The sequence below is a fragment of the Paenibacillus sp. JJ-100 genome, assembly GCF_948329825.1.
Lineage (GTDB): Bacteria > Bacillota > Bacilli > Paenibacillales > Paenibacillaceae > Paenibacillus.
Window position 1 is genome coordinate 650,053 of record NZ_CAOJCM010000001.1, and the last position, 20,050, is coordinate 670,102.

Sequence of the window (20,050 nt, forward strand, 5' to 3'; positions counted from 1 at the left end):
ATGATTTTGACAAGTGAACAACAAGTAACGGTTATCGGTGCAGGTCTGGCTGGATCAGAAGCCGCGTGGCAGATTGCCAGTCGTGGAGTGCGTGTAAAACTAGTTGAGATGAGACCGGTTGTTAAAACGCCGGCTCATCATACGGATAAGTTTGCAGAACTCGTTTGCAGTAACTCTCTGCGTGCCAATGGACTAACGAATGCTGTTGGGGTTCTAAAAGAAGAGATGAGAATGTTGAATTCTTTGGTGTTGGGGGCAGCCGATCGACATGCTGTTCCAGCAGGCGGAGCTCTTGCTGTTGACCGGGATGGGTTTTCTGGTGAGATTACATCGACTCTGCATCAGCATCCGCTGATTGAAGTGGTGAACGAAGAGCTTACTTCATTGCCAGAGGATGGAATTGTTGTTGTTGCCACCGGCCCACTGACTTCACCAGCATTGTCTGAGCAAATCAAGGCGTTAATGGGTGAAGAGTATTTCTATTTTTATGATGCAGCAGCACCGATCATTGAAAAAGATTCAATCGATATGAACAAGGTATATCTTGCATCCCGCTATGATAAAGGAGAGGCAGCTTATCTGAACTGTCCAATGACAGAAGAGGAGTTCGATACCTTCTATGATGCGCTCATTACTGCAGAGGTTGCACAGCTGAAAGATTTTGAAAAAGAAATCTATTTCGAAGGCTGTATGCCGATTGAAGTGATGATGAGACGGGGGAAACAAACTGCTTTGTTCGGACCAATGAAACCGGTAGGTTTGATTAACCCGCATACAGGTGAATTGCCACACGCTGTGGTTCAGCTCAGACAGGACAATGCAGCGGGGACGTTGTATAATCTGGTGGGCTTCCAAACTCACCTGAAATGGGGGGAACAGAAACGTGTTTTCTCTCTCATTCCAGGTCTGGAGAATGCAGAGTTCGTTCGTTACGGTGTTATGCACCGTAATACATTTATCAACTCGCCGAAGCTGCTTCGCCCAACATACCAATTCAAAGAACGTTCGAATTTATTCTTTGCCGGTCAGATGACAGGGGTAGAGGGATATGTAGAATCTGCAGCATCGGGTCTAATCGCGGGAATCAATGCAGCCAAAGCGGCTTTGGGACAAGAACTCGTTGTACTGCCTGTAGAAACGACATTAGGCAGCATGGCCCAGTACATTACCACGGCAGATTTCAAACACTTCCAACCAATGAATGCAAACTTCGGACTCCTGCCGAAACTCGAAACTAAAATTCGTAATAAAAAAGAAAAAAATGAAGCGCTAGCTAAGCGAGCACTGGATGAGATTGCTAGATTTGCTGCATCAGAAGGTCTAACCGTTCCAGAACGCGTATAAATTATTCGTGGGGAGGCTGATATCATGGATATGTCATTTCATGCTACTACGATCTGTGCTGTCCGTCATAATGGCAAAGCTGCAATTGCCGGTGATGGACAGGTAACGATGGGACAGAGTGTTGTCATGAAGAATACAGCCAAAAAGGTAAGACGATTGTACCGTGGACAGGTTGTTGCCGGTTTTGCCGGTTCTGTGGCAGATGCAATTACACTATTCGAAAAATTCGAAGGTAAGTTGGAGGAGCACCACGGTAATCTGCAACGGGCAGCCGTGGAACTTGCCAAGGACTGGCGCCAGGACCGGATTTTGCGCAAGTTGGAAGCTTTGCTCATTGTGATGGATAAAACGGGCATGTTACTGATCTCTGGTGGCGGTGAGATTATTGAGCCAGATGACGATGTCATTGCCATCGGTTCAGGTGGTAATTTTGCCTTGTCGGCTGCAAGAGCGCTGAAACGTCATGCGACACAGTTGGAGGCAAAAGATATCGCGCGAGAATCTCTTCAAGTTGCTTCCGAGCTGTGCGTATACACCAATAGTAATATAATTGTAGAAGAATTATAGAAACAAAGAAATCTCCCGTACACGAGAACAGTGCTGAATCTGCCTCGGTTTACGTTAAGGAGATTCTTTGTTCTTATAGCTGAATGGAGATCAACTTACCTACAGGAGGGAAGCGTATGAATACTCAAGCGTTAACACCAAGACAGATTGTTGCGGAACTGGATAAATATATCGTAGGTCAAAAACAGGCCAAGAAATCAGTGGCAGTAGCGCTTCGTAACCGCTATCGACGCAGTCTTTTACCTGAGCACACACAGGATGATATCGTACCTAAGAATATTCTGATGATCGGACCTACAGGTGTCGGTAAAACGGAGATTGCGCGTCGTCTAGCCAAACTGGTTGGAGCGCCTTTTGTCAAAGTTGAAGCAACGAAGTTCACAGAAGTGGGTTATGTCGGACGTGATGTGGAATCTATGGTCCGTGACTTAATTGAGACGTCACTGCGCATGGTCAAACTTGAGCGGACAGAAAAGGTGAAAGATAAAGCAGAAGAGGCTGCGAATGAGCGCATTGTACATATTTTGGCTCCTTCTCAATCTAAGTCGAAAAATCAACGTAATCCGTTTGAGATGATCTTTGGCAATAACGGAAACACAAACGTTGCACAGGACCAAGATGAGACTGAACCTGATGCAAATGTAGCCGAGCGCCGTCGTAAAATTAAATTTGATCTTTTATCTGGTAAATTAGAAGACGACATCATTGAGATTGATGTTGAAGATAATACACCTAACATGATGGATATGTTTGCTGGACAGGGCAATGATCAGATGGGTATGAATATGCAGGAGATGTTCGGTAGCTTACTACCGCGTCGTACGAAGAAACGTAAATTGGCTATTAAGGAAGCGCGTAAAGTGCTTATCCAGGAAGAAGCCAGTAAATTGATTGATATGGATGATGTGACGCAGGAGTCTATTAGACGTGCAGAGCAAACAGGGATAATTTTCATTGATGAAATTGATAAGGTTGCCAGTCAGGGCCGAGGGAGTGGTCCAGATGTCTCTCGTGAGGGTGTTCAGCGTGATATCCTGCCGATAGTTGAAGGTTCAACGGTGATGACCAAGTATGGACCTGTCAAAACAGACTATATTCTGTTTATGGCAGCAGGTGCGTTTCATGTAGCTAAACCTTCTGATCTGATTCCCGAGCTCCAGGGGCGCTTCCCAATTCGTGTAGAGCTGAACAGTCTTACATTGGAGGAGTTTGTGTCTATCCTGACAGAGCCTCAAAATGCATTGACCAAACAATATGTGGATCTGTTACGCACGGAAAATATTGAGATTGAATTCTCGGATGAAGCAATCAGAGAAATTGCCAAGCTGGCAGAATCCGTTAATCAGAACACAGAAAACATTGGTGCTCGTCGTTTGCATACCATTTTGGAGAAGCTTCTGGAAGACTTGTCCTTTGAGGTGCCTGAACTTACGTTGGAACGTATGGTGATAACACCAGAATATGTACGCGAGAAATTAAATGATATTGCGACTGACCGAGATTTAAGCCAGTATATCCTTTAATCAACAGAGATACGCGTTTGAGCATGTGCTCCATATAGCCGTGCCGATCGTTAGTTTCTGATAAGATCTAGGTATGGACCGAAAATGAATGGACATCCGCCAGCAAGTTCTGTCTTCTTCTACAGACATGCTGCGTTAGATGCCATGTTTATCGGGACATACCTTTTTTATTTTATTAAGAGCTAACACTTTATGCTGAATGGACCGATAAAAGAGAGATAGTACTAGTATTTTTTTGTATTATAGGACTTCTGCCGCATGTATATCGGGATGAAAATAAAGAAAATGTGTAGACAATCTCTTTGGGTTAGACCATTAATTTCCAATAAAAGAATTTTAGTTATTTAAATTATGGTCAGTCACCCCACTACTGAATTGAAACAATTTGCGCATTTGCGCAAAATGGCGTTCTGTAGAGAAGTAAGAAGGCATTAATTGATTTTTAAATTTAAAAGAGTATGAGTCTCCTTAATTGTTAAGAAAGTGTTGAGAAACAGATGTTATATTTGGTCTTTTCTTGTACGTTAGCTGTGAGGATTCACAGTATCGAACCATGTAAATGCTACACGCACGGTCAGCTTAAAACCTTAATTTGACGGTGAAATATTAAGCTTTAAAAAAGTTCATACTTCTTCAGGAATCTTCTCATGAGCACCTTTTGAAAGAAACATAGGTGAAAAAAGATAATAATATTTTTAAGAATGTATAAGATGTAAACCAAAGAACATTTAACACATTTTTGATTTGGGACTGATAATTTACGAAAAAAATCAATATTTGCAGAAAATACACAAAAAGCTCTCTCTTGAAGAAAAGATAGGGCTTTTTTCTTATTGTAATATATGCCAAACTCGAAGAAACTTATCATATACGACAACATCAGAGTTAATTCTACTTAAGTCCTAGAAAAACGTGTAAAGACGAATGTTTTTGTCGAAAACATAAGCCTATTCACGTGAAAAAAGATTCAATCATTTTCCATATATACTAAAAGAGAGGAGGGATATTATGAATCTTTTAAACGACATCAGCTTTAAAAGATTACAAGGTGCACTCGATGCCTCAAACATTAGACAACGAGCGATTGCTAACAACATCGCAAACGCCGACACCCCGTATTTTAAACGCTCAGACGTTTCGTTTGAAACGATATTACAGGGACAGCAGAACGGTGAAATACCTATACTCAAAGGTAAAATAACGGATCCAAGGCATATTGTCATAGGTCCTTCCTCTTCTGTACCGACACCAGTAGTTAATATGGACCAGTCCACTTCCATGAATAACAACCAGAATAATGTGGACATCGATAGAGAAATGAGCCTTTTGGCGGAAAATCAATTGCGATACAGCGCGTATATCCAGCAAGTAAACGAACAGATAAAAATGATGCGGATTGGCGTAGAAAGGAGATAAAAACGTTGAATATTAGCAACAGTTTTGGGATTAGTTCTTCTGCTCTTACGGCTCAACGTCTGCGTATGGATGTTATTTCCTCCAATATTGCAAATGCCGAAACAACTCGCGCAAGCATATCTAACGGAGAAGTGGTTCCTTATAAGCGGAAAGTGGTGGTGCTTGAGCCGAATAAACCATCCTTTAGTACGATCCTGCAAAATCAGATTCGTGGTGGGGGTGCAGGTGAAGGAGTCAGAGTAACTGAAATTCGTGAGGATCAATCACCACTCAAGCCGGTCTATGATCCAACGCACCCGGATGCTAACGCAGAAGGCTACGTGTTCATGCCAAATGTAGATATTGCAAAAGAGATGGTTGACATGATTTCAGCTTCACGTTCATATGAGGCTAATGTAACTGCACTGAATGCAACCAAAGCAATGATTACCAAAGCTTTAGAGATTGGAAGAGCTTAACTGCGTTACCTTTGATTACGATTAAGAGAGATAAGGGGAGGGACATTCATGATTCAGAACAACATGTTTAGCACTCAGGGAGTTCAGCAGTTACAAATGAAGAGCAATGTAGAAAATAAACCTTTCACACCAGCCGAGGGTATTCAAAGCTTCGGTACATACTTACAAAATGCACTGGGTTCTGTCGCTGCACAGGAATCTGAGGCACATGAAATGTCAAATCAATTTTTGATAGGCAAAGCGAATGTAGATCAGGTAATGATTGCTTCGGAACAAGCTCTGTTAGGTCTACAACTTACTACCCAAGTTCGCAACAAAGTAGTTGAGGCGTATCAAGAGATTATGCGCACACAGTTATAAGTTATACAAGCCAGGCAGTAGCGCTGATCAGTACGACTAGCAGCTGCTATGCTGCTCCTGACATGAGCTAATGGAACGCTAAGGCTTGTGAACGGACAGACTAAGCAAAGTTTCGGATGGGGTGACAGAGTGAATGAGAGAATTGCCCAGTACAGGGAGAAGGCAACAGAGTACTGGAATAGCTTTAGCAAGAAGCAAAAAACATTATTTATTTCAACCTTCCTTTTTCTGATTTTGGCCGCAGTGGTTCTCACGATGCAGTTGTCCAAAACAGAATATGAAGTTGCGTTCACTGATCTAAATGCAAGTGATTCAGCTGGTGTAATTGATTATCTTAACTCTTCAAATATTCCGTATAAACTTAGTTCCGACGGTAAAAGTATTTCTGTGCCTAGCACAGATGTAGCGTTGACCAAAGTGAATATCGGATCTCAAGGAATCATTCAAAGCGGTTCACTTGGTTACAGAGCTTTTGAAAATCCATCATCCGCAATTGGAATGACGGACAAAGAATTTGATGTCAGATATAACAACGCCATAAATGGAGAGGTCGAAAAACTTCTTCAACGAATGCAGGGTATTCAGGATGCAAAAGTTCTTGTCAATATGCCCAAAGATAATATCTTTGCGGGCCTGGAAGAACAGGACAAGGCTTCGGCTTCTGTAGCGTTGCAATTTAAACCTGGCTATCATCCAAATCAGGCAGCTGTTGATGGGTATTTTAATTTGGTTAAAACAGCGGTCCCGAACTTACCGATCGAAAATATCACGATTACGAATACAGATGAGGCTGAACTCATTCCAACAGCTCGTGGTGGTAGTGGCGGCTTGTCATCTGAAGTGCAAGAAAACATGGCATTACAGAAAAAGTTTGAGAGCGATGTTAGAAACAACGTTAAGCAATTCCTTTCTCAAATAGTCGGTGAGGATAAGGTTAACGTTCTCGTAGCATCCAAACTGAACTTTGATAAAGTGACCAGTAAACAAAACCTTGTCACGCCTGTTGATCAGGAGAACATGAAAGGCATTGAGATCAGTGTTCAGGAAATTCAGAAAAGTTACACTGGAGGAGGAAGTCCGACAGGTGGTGTACCTGGGACAGGCCAACAGGACGTTCCTGGTTACCCTTCTTCTGATTCCAATGGCAATGCCAATTCTGAAGAATCATCGAGCACGATCAATTATGAAGTGAATCGGATTGCAAAAGATATCATTTCAAGCCCATATACTGTTAAAGATTTAACCATAAATGTGGCTGTTGAACCACCTGCGGGACAGACTGAATTACAGCAGCCAGTTCGAGATGCAATTGAGAATATTCTTGTTAATATTGTCCGTGCTTCACTGGCAGATTCAGACACTATAATTACTGACGCAGACTTGACCAAAAAAGTTTCAGTCATATCGCAAGGGTTTGCATCTGCTACGGATACAAACACCGGCTTCCAGTTAACACCTGCAATGATGTGGGGTGGGGGAGCACTAATAGCAGTATTAATCGCTGCGGTTGTTATTTTGTTAGTACGGCGTCGTCGTAAACAAAATGAAATTGAAGAAGAGGAAGATATTCCGCTTCCAGTAGCAACGGAGTTCCCGTCCATTACATTAGACAGTGTGACGAACGAAAGTCAGGTGCGCAAACAATTGGAGAGTTTGGCCAAGAAAAAGCCAGACGAATTCGTCAATCTGCTGCGTACGTGGCTGGCTGACGAATAGAGGTGAACACATTGGCAAAAGCAGGCAGTCAAGGATTGACTGGCAGACAAAAAGCAGCAATTTTATTAATTACTTTAGGTCCGGAGGTTTCTGCACAAATCTTCAAACATTTGCGCGATGAAGAAATCGAACAACTTACGTTAGAAATTGCCAACGTGCGAAAGGTTGATTCAGCTGAAAAGGACTTGATTATGTCGGAATTCCACCAGATCTGTCTTGCACAAGAATACATTTCTCAAGGTGGAATTAACTACGCAAAAGAAATTTTGGAAAAGGCTCTAGGTTCTACCAAGGCGCTTGAGGTTATCAATCGGTTGACAGCAACGCTGCAGGTTAGACCATTTGATTTTGCTCGTAAAGCGGATCCGAATCAGATTCTGAATTTTATTCAAAACGAAAGTCCACAGACGATTGCATTGGTTCTTTCATACCTGCAATTTGAACAAGCAGCAGCTATTCTATCGTCTCTCCCTCAGGAGAAGCAGGCTGATGTCGCTCGTAGAGTAGCTGTGATGGATAGTACTTCTCCGGAAGTGATTTCACAAGTGGAACGGGTACTCGAACAGAAATTATCTTCTACAGTAACGCAGGATTATACGAATGCAGGCGGTATAGAGTCCATCGTTCAGATTCTGAATGGTGTCGATCGTGGGACAGAACGTACGATTTTGGATTCCCTCGAGATTCAAGACCCAGAGCTGGCGGAAGAAATCAAAAAACGCATGTTCGTTTTCGAAGATATCGTCAATGTGGACGACCGTTCGATTCAGCGTATTATCCGCGATATCGACAATGCCGATCTGCAACTTGCGCTCAAAGTGGCAAGCGAAGAAGTGCGGGAGGCAGTGTTCCGAAATATGTCGAAACGGATGTCCGAAACATTCAAGGAAGAAATGGAATTCATGGGACCTGTACGGTTGCGTGATGTGGAAGAAGCTCAAACACGTATCGTAGGTACAATCCGCAGATTGGAAGAAGCCGGTGAGATCATTATCGCACGTGGTGGAGGAGATGATATCATTGTCTAATTTGATTAAATCTTTCCAGTATGTTCCTGTTGAAGATCATAAAAAACTCGAAAATCATCATTATTACAGTGTTGGTGAAGAGTCTGGATTGAATGGGGACGACGTTGCTGTTTCCGAAGCAGAAGTGCTACGTGCACGAGTCGATGAAGAGACGGAACGGCTCACTGCCGAGATGCTGGAGGATGCCAAAGAGTTTGCGGAACAGCAGGTGCGTGATGCTTCGGAAGAAGCGGAACGAATGCTTCAGGAAGCCCGGGAACAGATTGATCGCTGGTGGCAGGAGCAACGAGAGCAGGATGAACACCTGACTGAAGCTCTGCGATCTCAAGGTTTCCAACAAGGGTTTGAAGAAGGTCGAGCACAAGCTGAAGTGGAGCTCCAGGTGAAGATCGAAGAGATGATGAAAGAAGCACAACAGGTGCTTCAGGAAGCGTATGTTGCCAAAGACCAGATTATTCAGGAAGCGGAGCCCTTCCTTGTTGAACTTGCGTGTGGTATTGCTGAGAAAGTGATAGACAAGCAACTAACCGTAGAGCCTGAACACACGCTGGAACTGATACGTCAGAGTTTGTCCAGAAAAAGAGAGCAAGGTCAGATCACACTTTGTGTGGCACCCGAACAGTTTTCTTTTGTACAAGCAGCGCGGGAGGAATTAGCTCTATCTATTGACTCACAAGCAGAACTTCAAATTTTACCTGATGCTACGGTTAAAGACAAAGGTTGTGTTATTCGTTCTTCATTTGGAAGTGTTGATGCACGAATCGATACACAGCTTACAGAAATCAAAAAAGAACTGATCCGTATAGCACTTGAGGATGAGGAGCGAAGAAATCAACATGAAGGTTCTTAGTTCACAGCGTTATATGGAGCATCTTCGACAATTTGATCCTGTTCGTATTAACGGAAAAGTAACTCAGGTCATTGGGCTAATGGTGGAGTCAGAAGGACCAGATGCTAGCATCGGCGACGTATGTTATATCTATCCTGGCAAATCTGCGAAGCCGCTTCAAGCTGAAGTTGTGGGCTTTCGAGATAACAAAGTATTGCTTATGCCTCTCGGAGAACTTCAATCGATCGGTCCCGGATGTGACGTGGTAGGAACAGGCAAGCCGTTAGGCGTTCAGGTGGGAGCTGAGCTGTTAGGTAAAGTTCTCGATGGGCTGGGGCAACCACTTGACGGTTCACTGTTACCTTCTAGAATGCCTACGTATTCTACCTCAAATACACCTGTGAATCCTATGGATAGACCGCGTGTACTTGAAACAATGAGTGTGGGTGTAAGAGCGATTGACGGTTTACTCACCGTGGGCAAAGGACAGCGGGTCGGTATTTTTGCAGGTTCAGGTGTAGGTAAAAGTACATTAATGGGTATGATTGCCCGGAATACAGAAGCGGATGTAAATGTGATTGCGCTTGTGGGTGAGCGTGGACGTGAGGTTCGTGACTTTATCGAGCGAGATTTAGGTCCAGAAGGGTTGGAACGGTCTGTCGTCATTGTCGCAACATCAGACCAGCCTGCGTTGATTCGAATCAAAGGAGCGGTAATAGCAACAACGATTGCTGAATATTTCAGGGATCGGGGCATGAATGTCATGTTAATGATGGATTCAGTTACCCGTTATGCTATGGCGCAGAGAGAAGTAGGCCTGGCTGTAGGAGAGCCCCCTGCCATGAGGGGGTATACACCTTCTGTTTTTGCAAGTCTACCCAAATTGCTCGAGCGTGCAGGGACAGGTCCGACAGGTTCAATTACTGCCTTTTATACCGTACTCGTCGATGGGGATGATATGAACGAACCGATTGCAGACGCAGTTCGGGGGATATTGGACGGTCACATTGTGTTGAACCGTTCGATCGCTAATAAAGGTCATTTTCCTGCAATAGATGTACTTGCAAGCATCAGCCGTGTTATGAAGGACATTGCACCTGAAGAACAGATGGATGCGGTCAATAATATGAAACGTCTGATGGCTGTGTACAAGGAATCCGAAGATTTAATAAACATTGGTGCCTATCAACGTGGGTCAAATGCAGCAATAGATGAAGCTATGGATCAGATTGATCATATCTGGGATTTTACGAAGCAAAAAGTGGATGAAAAGGTAACGTTAAGTGAAGTGCAGGAGCGTTTGATTCTTGAATTTGCAAGGAGATGAAGGGGTTAGCGATGAAATTTCGATATCATTTCCAGAAGGTTGTTGACCTGAAAAGCAATGAAAAAACACAGGCGGAGTGGATGTTATCCACAGCGATCGGTAAACTTCAGACAGAAGAAGAGCATCTATCGAAATTAATTAATGATCGCAATAATCTGATGAACATTATTCAATCCGCAATAGAAAATTGTGCATCCGCATCTAGCCTGCAGGAGATGCAGCGTTATGCATATCACCTTGAAGAGTGTATATCCCGTAAGAATAACGATGTCGAACATGCTCAGGTCAATGTACAGCGGAATCAGAGCTTTTTGAATGGCAAAATGATTGACGAAAAAGTATGGCTTGGAGCGAGAGATAAGGCCAAAATGAGATTTCAGCAGGAGATGCTCCTCCGGGAACAGAACGATCTGGACGAGATGGCTACTGTACGCTTCGCTGCCAAAGCCGGACGCGCGAACTGATGTGAGCCGGATGCGAAGTTGTCTCGTGAAGGAGGAATGAACGGTGGCTGTAAAAGACACTGATATCGAAAAAGAATCCGGGAGTGGATGGGAAAAGTTTCTCATGATCTCGATCCCGATTGTATTTACAGTAGTGCTGCTAGGTGTATTACTTACTCTATTTAATGTAGATATACGAAACAACGCCCTTGAATTTGCTCAAAAGATACCCGTAGTCAAGAACTGGGTGCCTGATCCGGTGCTGGACCCTGAGAAGGAAAAGCTAGAGAAGAGCGAAAAGCAGGTTGAAAGCGCCGAAGCAACAATTGAAAAGTTGAAATCTCAAGTAGCTGCTAAAGAAGCTGAACTGAAAACGGCTAAAGAGGCTACTACTGCTGAGACGCAGAAAACGGCTGATCTGCAAAAAAAATTGGATGAAGCCAATAGGGCGGCTGAAACAGCTGTTACAGCACAACCTGAAGCAGAGAACGACTATCAGAAACAGATTAAAAGTCTAGCTAAAATGTATGCTGATATGAGTCCGAGCAAAGCTGCACCGATTTTGCAAAATATGACGAATGAAGAAATGGTATTGCTGCTTAGCTCGATGCAGTCTACCGCACGGACGAAGGTTCTGGAAAAGATGGACCCAAAGACAGCGGCGGATGTAACAATGCTAATGAAGGATTCCAAGCCGTCAGGTGATCTTGCTTTGGATGCATTGCAGTCCAGATTGAAAAAGGAAACAGAATCTTCCACGACGGCAACTGCAACGAATAGCAAGAATCTCGACAAAAATCAGTTGAGCCAAACCTTTGCCTCCATGTCACCTTCCAGCGGTGCCAAACTGTTGCTGGAAACGTATAAATTAAGTCCGGATAAAACATTGACAATACTTAATTCAGTAGATGATGCAACTCGATCACAACTGCTTGAGAACATGTCAAAAGAAGATTCGGTTGAAACGGCGAAGGTACTAAACCGGCTTATGGGCAATAAATAACTCAATTAAATCTTAGAGAGGAGGTGAAAAAATGTCACTCGTATATCAAATGAACTCTGGGGGATCTTCAAAGGTTTCTGGTTCAGCTCAGGCTTCATCTTCAGCTCAGACTAAAGGATCAGTTGATACTAATGGCGACAAATTTAATCAGACATTAGCACAGTCATTGTCTGGGGCCGGTGTAACTGGTGAAAGCAATGAAGCAGAGGGTACTTTGACGAATCAGACGGCCAATCTACTTAGGTTTACTTTCTCTTCAGAAAGCGAGCAAAGTGACGCCTCTTTAGGCGACGTACTCAGCTCACTGTTTGCTGAGACGGATAAAACTGATTTAAGCGATAAGCTTGAGAAGCTATTCGGGGAAATGGATGGTTTAGATGAGGCTTTGGAAAATGATCCAGTACTACTTGCAAATCTTCAAACCTTGATCCAGCAAATATATACTCTTTTGAATAAGAAGTCAGATAGTGATACATCAATCCATTTGAATGAAGGTTCTGCTACTGATTCGATGAAAGTCGCGAATTCTTTACCTGTTGCAGAGTTGTCTCAACATCCAGCTACGATCCGTTTTGTACTACAGGATGCGTTGACACAAATCGCTGCTAAAGTCCAAAAATTGAATATGGCCGTGATGGAATTGGCACCCGAATTCAAACAGTTGCTTGGTGAATTGCAAGGTCAGTTGAAGAAAGCCGGAATTGAAACAGATAGCAAAAAAGGATGGTCTGAACTCAAATCAGTCCTTGATTCATTCTCTGTAATGAAGGAACAGGCTGTTCAAACTGCAGGTGCTACTTCAGTAACTGCCCATGAGGGAGAGACGGAGATTCAACCCCCAACGATCATAACTGCTGGTGAACTTTCCTTGAGAAGCTCTGGAACCACAGTTGGAAAACCAGCGGAGCCTGTTATGCAAGCATCACTGTTTGCTAAGGAAATGACACAATTTGTAGTTAATAAGCTGGATATCGTGCAACAAAAAGGATTTTCAGAAGCAACGATTTCACTCCGTCCTGAGCATCTGGGGAAATTGGACGTTCAGATTACATTACAGAACGGGCAATTGGTTGCCAGGTTTGTCACGGAACATGTGATGGCAAAAGACATGCTTGAGCAGCAAATGATGCAATTGCGTTCTTCACTGCAGGCTCAGGGTATCCAAGTCGAGCGACTGGAAGTAACCCAGAACAGTGCACTGGGATCCGAAATGTATCAGAATGGCGGCCGGCAACAAGGGAGCCAATCTCAGCAGGAACAGCGTTCAAATGAGCGTGGAGAACATACAGATGAAGCTATGACAGCAGCTGAACTACAGGAAGAGTTGCGTAACTGGCGTAGCGAACAGGTAGAAGGCATTGAAGTTCGGCGTGATTCATTCAGTGCAGAGGCTTAAATAGAAATGAGGTGAATACATGGCTAATGAAATTGTTTCTACTAATAATGTTTGGCCAAATTACTCGGCTGCGAATAAGGCAACCACCAGTCCTGCAACCAAAGAATTGGGTAAAGATCAGTTTCTCAAAATTTTGATTACCCAGTTGCAAAATCAGGATCCGATGCAGCCGATGGAAGATAAAGAATTCATCGCTCAAATGGCACAGTTCAGCTCGGTCGAACAGTTGGTTAACATTTCAACACAGCTTAAAACGTTGAATCAGTCACTTGGAGCCGTATCAAGCATGATCGGTATGGAGATCAGCTGGATTTCATCGGATAAAACGGAAAAAGGTACTCTTCGTCAAGGCATCGTAGACTCTATCATTGTAAGGGATAGCGTTCAATACGCGAAGGTAGGCAAAGATGAAATCAAGCTGGATGAGATTATTCAGGTGAATCGTGCAAAAGAGGCTGAAGAGAATGATGTGCCTCTCCAAAATGTTCAAAGTAATTCCGCAAATGTAGAACTTTCAGAGCCTTCGGGTGTTAAAGCAGATTCCAGTGAATCTAAAGATCGTGAGAAAACGCTATGAGTGACCGCATAACTGTTGGACAATTGTATACAGGGCCCGTTACTCCAAATATACTTCATAAGCCTAGATCGACAGAAACAGCGAGTGTACCTGCCAAACCTTTTGCCCAGGTTCTAGAGGATAATCTGCTGAAGCTTAGCAATCACGCAGCGAAGCGATTAGAACAGCGGGGTATTGAACTGAAATCGGAGCAGATGAAACAAATTGGTACTGCACTGGATAAAGCTGCTGCTAAGGGAGCCAAAGAGTCATTAATTTTGATGCAAGATATGGCTTTTATCGTGAATGTCAAAAATCGTACAGTAGTTACAGCGATGGATAGCGAGAGTATGAAAGATAACGTCTTCACACAAATCGATAGTGCTGTGATTATATCTTGACCGGCTGGCCCTTCTCGGGAGCCGGAAAGCCGCTGACCGACTGATGCGGCAACCAATATAATGCTGGGAGGATTTTATAAAATGTTGAAATCAATGTACTCAGGCGTTTCCGGGATGAGGGGCTTTCAAACCAAACTCGATGTCATTGGTAATAATATTGCGAACGTAAATACGGTAGGATTTAAAGGAAGCCGTGTCATGTTCAAAGACATTATGAGCCAAACAACATCAGGCGTAACTGCTCCAACGGATACACCATCGGGTGGTGTTAATGCGCAGCAGATCGGCTTAGGTGTGTCGATCGGTTCCATTGATACGCTTCACCTGGCAGGAAGTCCAATGACCACGAACAGACCTACTGACCTTCGGATTAACGGAGATGGATTTTTCCTGGTTCGACTAAGCGAGGATCAGGAAGTTCCGTACTTAACACGTGATGGTAATTTTACACTGGATGCCAATCGTAACCTCGTAACCTCTGATGGTTTATTCGTATTGGACAGTGGCGGAGGAAACATTACGGTTGGAGATGATGTTGTTTCATTCACCATTGGACAGGATGGAACCATCCAGCAAACGATGGCTGATGGAACAACTGAGGCTGGAGTGCAACTCGGTATTGGTAAAGTTGTCAATCCATCGGGTCTGGAGAAGGTTGGAGGTAACTTATATCGCATGACCGCGAACGCCAACCCTGATGGAGAACTTGAGATATTGACAGCGAACAGTACAGAAAATGGAACTGGAGCTATTATTGCGGGTCAGCTGGAAATGTCAAATGTAGACTTGACAAGTGAATTTACCGAAATGATCGTAGCTCAACGTGGATTCCAGGCTAACTCCCGGATCATTACAACATCAGACGAAGTGCTTCAAGAGGTTGTTAACCTGAAACGTTAATAACTGAGCAGTAATTTTGAAATCGTGGGGGAGCTTGCTCCTCCAATGATTGAGGGGGCTTAGCATGATTTCAGTTACGCGGTTAAATGGTTCTCCCATGTGGTTGAATGCGCTGATGGTAGAGATCGTGGAGGAGACGCCGGACACCTATATTACTTTAGTAACAGGAAAAAGACTGATCGTTCTTGAAAAAGCTGATGAAGTGATTTCCAAAATCAAAGAATACAATCGTGAAATTGGAGTTCAGGCAGCCACGATCAAAGTGCAACAAACGGAGGAGTCCTGATGAAAAAGATGATGCCCTGGATTGCAACGGCCTTGCTTGCAATCACACTCATTGTTGTCGTAGTTTTTGTATTTATGCAGGGACAGAACAAGAGCGAAAATACACATACAGCAGCAGCTGCTGAAGTAAAGAAAATGACAGCAGATGAAATTGTAGAAGTTTCATCGGAGCTCGGAGAGATCAAAACCAATCTAGCAGGTGCAGATCATATTATTATGGTTAGTTTCTCTTTCAAGTTATCCGATAAGAAAGCCAAAGAAGATTTTGAGAAAATTAAGAGTATTACCGTGAAGCCAATTATTATTCAGGCGCTTACTGACACCAAGGCTGAGGAACTGAGAACAGCCAAAGGTATGCAACAATTCAATGAGAAACTGACGAGTCTAATTAATGAGGCATTGCCTGAGCCCAAATTGATAAGCACCAGCTTTTCAGACATTGTCATAGCACCAATGTAGTGAACAGAACAAGCTGTAAACCTGTAAGGGGGTGAGAACATGGTGGATGTATTATCACAAAACGAGATTGACGCCCTATTAGCAGCCCTTTCCTCTGGCGAAATGGACGCTGAGGAACTGAAAAAGGAAGAAACTCAGAAAAAAATTAGATCTTATGACTTTAAGCGGGCAGTTCGTTTTTCCAAAGATCATATTCGAAGTCTCACCCGTATTCACGAAAATTTTGCACGTTTTCTCACCACTTATTTTTCGGCCCAGCTGCGGACGTTCGTTCAGATCAATGTCGTGCAGGTAGAGCAATTGCCTTATGATGAGTTTATTCGTTCTATTCCCAAAATGACGATTTTGAACATTTTTGAAGCAGAGCCATTGCAGGGACGAATGGTAATGGAAGTTCATCCCAACGTCGGATATGCGATGCTTGATCGTCTGCTTGGAGGAATCGGTAGTGCTCCGGCCAAAATTTCAAACATGACAGAAATTGAAACGACGATTATGGAGCGTATATTCAGTCGGGCATTCGAAAGTCTGCAAGAAGCCTGGAAGACCGTGCTGGATATTACGCCAAGATTGGAAGCACTGGAGACAAATCCGCAATTTATGCAGATTGTATCCCCCAATGAGACCATTGCCTTGATCTCGCTTAGCACTAAAATTGGCGACACCACAGGCATGATCAATTTGTGTATACCGCATGTCGTTCTTGAGCCAATCATGGCTCGGTTATCAACGCATCAGTGGTTTATTTCGGAGAAGAAAACGAAAGCTCCGGAAGAATACGAAGCGTTGAAAACCCGTGTGCATAAGGCGAAATTACCTATTATAGCCGAGCTTGGTGAGTCCAGAATTTCGATAGCCGAGTTTTTAGGATTATCGGTAGGGGACGTCATTACGCTTAATAAACCGGTGGAAGAGGGGCTTTCCATTAAAGTTGGTGACAGACTGAAGTATGTCGGCAGTCCAGGAACCATTAAGGACCGTGTGGCTGTGCAAATAGATCAAATTGTCACCGAAGGAGTTGAAGAATTTGACGAGTAAGGATTATTTATCCCAAGAAGAGATCGATGCTTTGCTGCGGCAATCGGAACCCGAATCTGATTCGGAACCCGCCCAGAAAACGGTTGATGATTTTCTGACGGAGCTTGAACAGGATGCCTTGGGAGAGATTGGAAATATTACATTTGGTAGTGCTGCGACAGCGTTGTCTACGCTGCTCGGACTTAAAGTAGATATTACAACACCTAAAGTATCGATCATAAGTCGAACCCAGTTTGAAGAAGCGTTTCCGAAACCTCACGTTGCTGTTCATGTGAATTACGTGGATGGATTTGAAGGAATTAACTCACTGGTTATTAAAAAGAGAGATGCTCAGATTATAGCTGATCTCATGCTTGGCGGCGAAGGGAATCCGGCTGACGAAGATCTGAACGAAATTCATATCAGCGCGGTTCAGGAAGCGATGAACCAAATGATGGGATCGTCTGCTACCTCCATGTCGAGTATCTTCAATCGGTTTGTAAATATTTCTCCACCTGGTATTGATATTCTCGACTTAGAAAGTGGGGAGGGTGTCACCAATCTTCCTTCAGATGAAACACTCATTCGAGTTTCGTTTCGTCTCTTAGTAGGGGATCTGATCGATTCTAATCTAATGCAATTGCTGCCGGTACCTTTTGCTAAAAACATGGTAGAAATGTTAATAGGAGGGGCTCAAGAGTCCACATCTAATGCACCTGTAGATTCGGCTCCAGAGTCACCATCGATTCCAGCTGCACCAACTGTAACACCTGAGGCAACACCAGCGCCACCATCGGTTATGGAGCAACCAGCGGCTCAACAACAGATGCCTCCACATGTTCCACAGCAGCCAGTTCAAGACTACAGTGGTTACGGACAAACGCCTATGGAGATGCCACAAGGAATGCCTCCACAGCAGCCTTATGGTATGCCTCCACAGCAACCCTACGGAGCACCTCAACACTATGGTGGTGTACCAAATAGGAATGTAAATGTACAGCCTGTTCAATTTGCCAACTTGCAAAATGGGGCTTACGGTCAGGTTGACGAGAACAATTTGAATTTATTGATGGACATTCCCCTTAAGGTCACCGTAGAATTAGGAAGGACCCAAAAGCAAATTAAAGATATATTGGAATTATCGCAAGGTTCGATTGTCGAACTGGACAAGTTGGCTGGTGAACCTGTCGATATCCTCGTTAATAACAAGTTAATTGCCAAGGGAGAAGTCGTCGTTATTGACGAAAACTTTGGTGTTCGTGTTATCGATATCGTTAGCCAATGGGACCGCATTCAGAAATTACAATAAGCACAATCTAGGGAGGATTTGAATCAACATGGCAAACCGAATTTTAGTCGTAGATGACGCTGCATTTATGAGAATGATGATCCGGGACATCTTGTCCAAAAACGGATATGAAGTCGTAGGAGAAGCACCCGATGGGGCACAGGCAGTAGAAAAGTTCAAAGAACTGCGTCCGGATCTGGTTACAATGGATATCACAATGCCTGAGATGGACGGTATTGCTGCTTTGAAAGAAATCAAAAAAATTGATGCTAACGCAAAAGTAATTATGTGCTCTGCAATGGGACAACAAGCGATGGTTATTGATGCGATTCAAGCTGGGGCTAAAGATTTCATCGTTAAACCTTTCCAATCTGATCGGGTTATCGAAGCAATCAGTAAAACACTGGGTGCTTAAGTAACATGTTGATGGCTCAGGGTAATACTCCAGAACCAGCTGGCGCAGGAATGAATTACTATCTACAGCTTGTATGGGTGATTGTTGTCCTGGCCGTCATCCTGGTCCTTATTGTCTACCTTATCCGATTCTTGAACAAACGAAATCAGCAATGGTTTCGAAGTGGCACCGTCCGCATTTTGGGAGGAGTCGGTCTAGGACAGAACAAGTCACTGCAAATTTTAGAGATTGGCGGAAACGTTTATTTGATTGGTGTGGGCGATAATATTCAGTTGCTCGATAAGGTTTCGGATCTGGAAGAAGCTCAGAGAATTATAGATTCCTTTGAAAAGGATGCTGCTTCACAGCAAGGGAGTCTATCACCTATCATTGCCAAGCTCGCTAAACGTCTTCGTAAAGAAGAACCGCCTCGGGAAATGGAAATTGAGGACACCACTTCTTTTCATGAGATGTTTGAATCCAAACTTCGGCAGATGCCAAACCGTAAAGAGAAGATGGAAAAGCTCCTGGATCAAGACAATACTACAGATCGGTCGAGGGATTCATGAAGAAAAAGATTTGGTTAGCGTGTTGTTTCATAGGACTTATGAGCCTGGCATCTGTTACGGTGGCTTTTGCCGAGCCGATTCCTAATATTGATATCCAGATTGGGAATGGTGACGGCAGCACGCCAAGTACAAGTTCGTTATCAATCATTTTATTAATTACAGTGCTGAGTATAGCACCTGCAATACTAGTATTGATGACCAGTTTTACCCGGATCGTTATTGTGCTTGGGTTTGTCCGAACTTCGCTTGGAACCCAGCAGATGCCTCCGAATCAAGTTTTGGTCGGTCTGGCTCTTTTTCTGACACTATTCATTATGTCGCCAACGCTCTCTTCTATTAATCAAGTTGCTTTGCAGCCTTATCTTAAGGGAGATCTGACACAAACGGAGGCGTTAGAGAAAGCAGCAGATCCGATTAAGAAATTTATGTTTACTCACACACGTGAGAAGGATATCCTGCTTTTCATGAAATACAATCAGGCGGAAAAACCTGAAACGTATCAAGATATTCCTATCACCGTTTTGGTACCCGCATACGCAATCAGTGAGCTCAAGACAGCATTCCAAATGGGATTTATGATATTTATTCCATTCCTGGTAATCGACATCGTTGTGGCGAGTACACTCATGGCCATGGGTATGATGATGCTTCCCCCGGTCATGATCTCATTACCATTCAAAATACTGCTCTTTGTTCTAGTAGACGGGTGGTATCTGGTAGTCAAGTCACTATTGCTGAGTTTTAACACTTGAATCGGAGCGTTAAAGGAGG

At 43.6% G+C, this 20,050-nt stretch carries 23 protein-coding genes; all 23 read left to right on the forward strand.

The features are described 5' to 3' along the window. Complete coding sequence (gene trmFO / locus PQG66_RS03220) at positions 1-1,344, forward strand: FADH(2)-oxidizing methylenetetrahydrofolate--tRNA-(uracil(54)-C(5))-methyltransferase TrmFO (RefSeq protein WP_442955000.1); 1,344 nt, start codon at positions 1-3, stop codon at positions 1,342-1,344. 24 nt (positions 1,345-1,368) lie between these two features. Next, on the forward strand, positions 1,369-1,911 hold the full coding sequence (gene hslV / locus PQG66_RS03225) for an ATP-dependent protease subunit HslV (protein WP_272035036.1): 543 nt from the start codon (positions 1,369-1,371) through the stop codon (positions 1,909-1,911). 116 nt (positions 1,912-2,027) lie between these two features. Then, positions 2,028-3,434, forward strand: coding sequence for an ATP-dependent protease ATPase subunit HslU (hslU, locus tag PQG66_RS03230; protein ID WP_272035038.1), 1,407 nt, complete (start codon positions 2,028-2,030; stop codon positions 3,432-3,434). 1,008 nt (positions 3,435-4,442) lie between these two features. Further along, complete coding sequence (flgB, locus tag PQG66_RS03235) at positions 4,443-4,850, forward strand: flagellar basal body rod protein FlgB (protein ID WP_272035040.1); 408 nt, start codon at positions 4,443-4,445, stop codon at positions 4,848-4,850. A gap of 5 nt (positions 4,851-4,855) precedes the next feature. Then, on the forward strand, positions 4,856-5,308 hold the full coding sequence (flgC, locus tag PQG66_RS03240) for a flagellar basal body rod protein FlgC (RefSeq protein WP_272035042.1): 453 nt from the start codon (positions 4,856-4,858) through the stop codon (positions 5,306-5,308). A 48-nt stretch (positions 5,309-5,356) separates the two neighbouring features. Further along, positions 5,357-5,668, forward strand: a complete 312-nt coding sequence (fliE, locus tag PQG66_RS03245) for a flagellar hook-basal body complex protein FliE (protein WP_272035044.1) — start codon at positions 5,357-5,359, stop codon at positions 5,666-5,668. A 129-nt stretch (positions 5,669-5,797) separates the two neighbouring features. Next, the gene (gene fliF / locus PQG66_RS03250) at positions 5,798-7,384 is read left to right on the forward strand and encodes a flagellar basal-body MS-ring/collar protein FliF (protein ID WP_272035046.1); all 1,587 of its coding nucleotides are present in this window, start codon (positions 5,798-5,800) and stop codon (positions 7,382-7,384) included. Between the two features lie 11 nt (positions 7,385-7,395). Then, entirely contained in the window at positions 7,396-8,412 is a 1,017-nt protein-coding gene (gene fliG / locus PQG66_RS03255; protein ID WP_272035048.1) for a flagellar motor switch protein FliG, read from the forward strand. Further along, positions 8,405-9,262, forward strand: coding sequence for a FliH/SctL family protein (locus tag PQG66_RS03260; RefSeq protein ID WP_272035050.1), 858 nt, complete (start codon positions 8,405-8,407; stop codon positions 9,260-9,262). The genes fliG and PQG66_RS03260 overlap by 8 nt, the downstream gene beginning before the upstream one ends. After that, entirely contained in the window at positions 9,249-10,568 is a 1,320-nt protein-coding gene (fliI, locus tag PQG66_RS03265) for a flagellar protein export ATPase FliI (protein WP_272035052.1), read from the forward strand. Before PQG66_RS03260 ends, fliI begins: the two co-directional genes overlap by 14 nt. A gap of 11 nt (positions 10,569-10,579) precedes the next feature. Beyond that, on the forward strand, positions 10,580-11,032 hold the full coding sequence (fliJ, locus tag PQG66_RS03270) for a flagellar export protein FliJ (RefSeq protein WP_272035054.1): 453 nt from the start codon (positions 10,580-10,582) through the stop codon (positions 11,030-11,032). Between the two features lie 43 nt (positions 11,033-11,075). Next, positions 11,076-12,014 carry a MotE family protein gene (locus tag PQG66_RS03275; protein WP_272035056.1) on the forward strand — a complete coding sequence of 313 codons (939 nt, stop codon included), beginning with the start codon at positions 11,076-11,078 and terminating at the stop codon, positions 12,012-12,014. A gap of 31 nt (positions 12,015-12,045) precedes the next feature. Then, positions 12,046-13,410: a flagellar hook-length control protein FliK gene (locus PQG66_RS03280; RefSeq protein ID WP_272035058.1), complete on the forward strand. Its 1,365-nt coding sequence runs from the start codon at positions 12,046-12,048 to the stop codon at positions 13,408-13,410. 19 nt (positions 13,411-13,429) lie between these two features. Next, the gene (locus PQG66_RS03285) at positions 13,430-13,987 is read left to right on the forward strand and encodes a flagellar hook capping FlgD N-terminal domain-containing protein (protein ID WP_272035060.1); all 558 of its coding nucleotides are present in this window, start codon (positions 13,430-13,432) and stop codon (positions 13,985-13,987) included. After that, positions 13,984-14,367, forward strand: a complete 384-nt coding sequence (locus PQG66_RS03290) for a TIGR02530 family flagellar biosynthesis protein (protein ID WP_272035062.1) — start codon at positions 13,984-13,986, stop codon at positions 14,365-14,367. The genes PQG66_RS03285 and PQG66_RS03290 overlap by 4 nt, the downstream gene beginning before the upstream one ends. 81 nt (positions 14,368-14,448) lie before the next feature. Further along, positions 14,449-15,267 carry a flagellar basal body rod protein FlgG gene (gene flgG, locus PQG66_RS03295; RefSeq protein WP_272035064.1) on the forward strand — a complete coding sequence of 273 codons (819 nt, stop codon included), beginning with the start codon at positions 14,449-14,451 and terminating at the stop codon, positions 15,265-15,267. A 64-nt stretch (positions 15,268-15,331) separates the two neighbouring features. Next, entirely contained in the window at positions 15,332-15,553 is a 222-nt protein-coding gene (locus PQG66_RS03300; protein ID WP_056700597.1) for a flagellar FlbD family protein, read from the forward strand. After that, the gene (locus tag PQG66_RS03305) at positions 15,553-16,011 is read left to right on the forward strand and encodes a flagellar basal body-associated FliL family protein (protein ID WP_272035068.1); all 459 of its coding nucleotides are present in this window, start codon (positions 15,553-15,555) and stop codon (positions 16,009-16,011) included. The genes PQG66_RS03300 and PQG66_RS03305 overlap by 1 nt, the downstream gene beginning before the upstream one ends. Positions 16,012-16,050: 39 nt before the next feature. Beyond that, positions 16,051-17,049 (forward strand): flagellar motor switch protein FliM, encoded by a 999-nt coding sequence (gene fliM, locus PQG66_RS03310; protein ID WP_272035070.1) that lies wholly within the window; start codon positions 16,051-16,053, stop codon positions 17,047-17,049. After that, positions 17,039-18,337 (forward strand): flagellar motor switch phosphatase FliY, encoded by a 1,299-nt coding sequence (fliY, locus tag PQG66_RS03315; RefSeq protein WP_272035072.1) that lies wholly within the window; start codon positions 17,039-17,041, stop codon positions 18,335-18,337. The genes fliM and fliY overlap by 11 nt, the downstream gene beginning before the upstream one ends. Before the next feature lie 28 nt (positions 18,338-18,365). Further along, complete coding sequence (locus tag PQG66_RS03320) at positions 18,366-18,731, forward strand: response regulator (protein ID WP_272035075.1); 366 nt, start codon at positions 18,366-18,368, stop codon at positions 18,729-18,731. A gap of 11 nt (positions 18,732-18,742) precedes the next feature. After that, positions 18,743-19,279 carry a flagellar biosynthetic protein FliO gene (locus tag PQG66_RS03325; protein WP_272036443.1) on the forward strand — a complete coding sequence of 179 codons (537 nt, stop codon included), beginning with the start codon at positions 18,743-18,745 and terminating at the stop codon, positions 19,277-19,279. Continuing rightward, positions 19,276-20,031, forward strand: a complete 756-nt coding sequence (fliP, locus tag PQG66_RS03330) for a flagellar type III secretion system pore protein FliP (RefSeq protein WP_272035077.1) — start codon at positions 19,276-19,278, stop codon at positions 20,029-20,031. The genes PQG66_RS03325 and fliP overlap by 4 nt, the downstream gene beginning before the upstream one ends. Positions 20,032-20,050: the final 19 nt, after the last annotated feature.

What these genes read in the sequence shown, in the direction of transcription:
- PQG66_RS03300 (WP_056700597.1), top strand. Translation starts at nt 15,332, where the DNA reads ATGATTTCAGTTACGCGGTTAAATGGTTCTCCCATGTGGTTGAATGCG.
- flgG (WP_272035064.1), top strand. Translation starts at nt 14,449, where the DNA reads ATGTTGAAATCAATGTACTCAGGCGTTTCCGGGATGAGGGGCTTTCAA.
- PQG66_RS03285 (WP_272035060.1), top strand. Translation starts at nt 13,430, where the DNA reads ATGGCTAATGAAATTGTTTCTACTAATAATGTTTGGCCAAATTACTCG.
- fliP (WP_272035077.1), top strand. Translation starts at nt 19,276, where the DNA reads ATGAAGAAAAAGATTTGGTTAGCGTGTTGTTTCATAGGACTTATGAGC.
- fliI (WP_272035052.1), top strand. Translation starts at nt 9,249, where the DNA reads ATGAAGGTTCTTAGTTCACAGCGTTATATGGAGCATCTTCGACAATTT.
- hslV (WP_272035036.1), top strand. Translation starts at nt 1,369, where the DNA reads ATGGATATGTCATTTCATGCTACTACGATCTGTGCTGTCCGTCATAAT.
- trmFO (WP_442955000.1), top strand. Translation starts at nt 1, where the DNA reads ATGATTTTGACAAGTGAACAACAAGTAACGGTTATCGGTGCAGGTCTG.
- fliJ (WP_272035054.1), top strand. Translation starts at nt 10,580, where the DNA reads ATGAAATTTCGATATCATTTCCAGAAGGTTGTTGACCTGAAAAGCAAT.
- flgB (WP_272035040.1), top strand. Translation starts at nt 4,443, where the DNA reads ATGAATCTTTTAAACGACATCAGCTTTAAAAGATTACAAGGTGCACTC.
- hslU (WP_272035038.1), top strand. Translation starts at nt 2,028, where the DNA reads ATGAATACTCAAGCGTTAACACCAAGACAGATTGTTGCGGAACTGGAT.
- fliE (WP_272035044.1), top strand. Translation starts at nt 5,357, where the DNA reads ATGATTCAGAACAACATGTTTAGCACTCAGGGAGTTCAGCAGTTACAA.
- PQG66_RS03320 (WP_272035075.1), top strand. Translation starts at nt 18,366, where the DNA reads ATGGCAAACCGAATTTTAGTCGTAGATGACGCTGCATTTATGAGAATG.
- PQG66_RS03280 (WP_272035058.1), top strand. Translation starts at nt 12,046, where the DNA reads ATGTCACTCGTATATCAAATGAACTCTGGGGGATCTTCAAAGGTTTCT.
- fliM (WP_272035070.1), top strand. Translation starts at nt 16,051, where the DNA reads ATGGTGGATGTATTATCACAAAACGAGATTGACGCCCTATTAGCAGCC.
- PQG66_RS03305 (WP_272035068.1), top strand. Translation starts at nt 15,553, where the DNA reads ATGAAAAAGATGATGCCCTGGATTGCAACGGCCTTGCTTGCAATCACA.
- PQG66_RS03325 (WP_272036443.1), top strand. Translation starts at nt 18,743, where the DNA reads ATGGCTCAGGGTAATACTCCAGAACCAGCTGGCGCAGGAATGAATTAC.
- PQG66_RS03290 (WP_272035062.1), top strand. Translation starts at nt 13,984, where the DNA reads ATGAGTGACCGCATAACTGTTGGACAATTGTATACAGGGCCCGTTACT.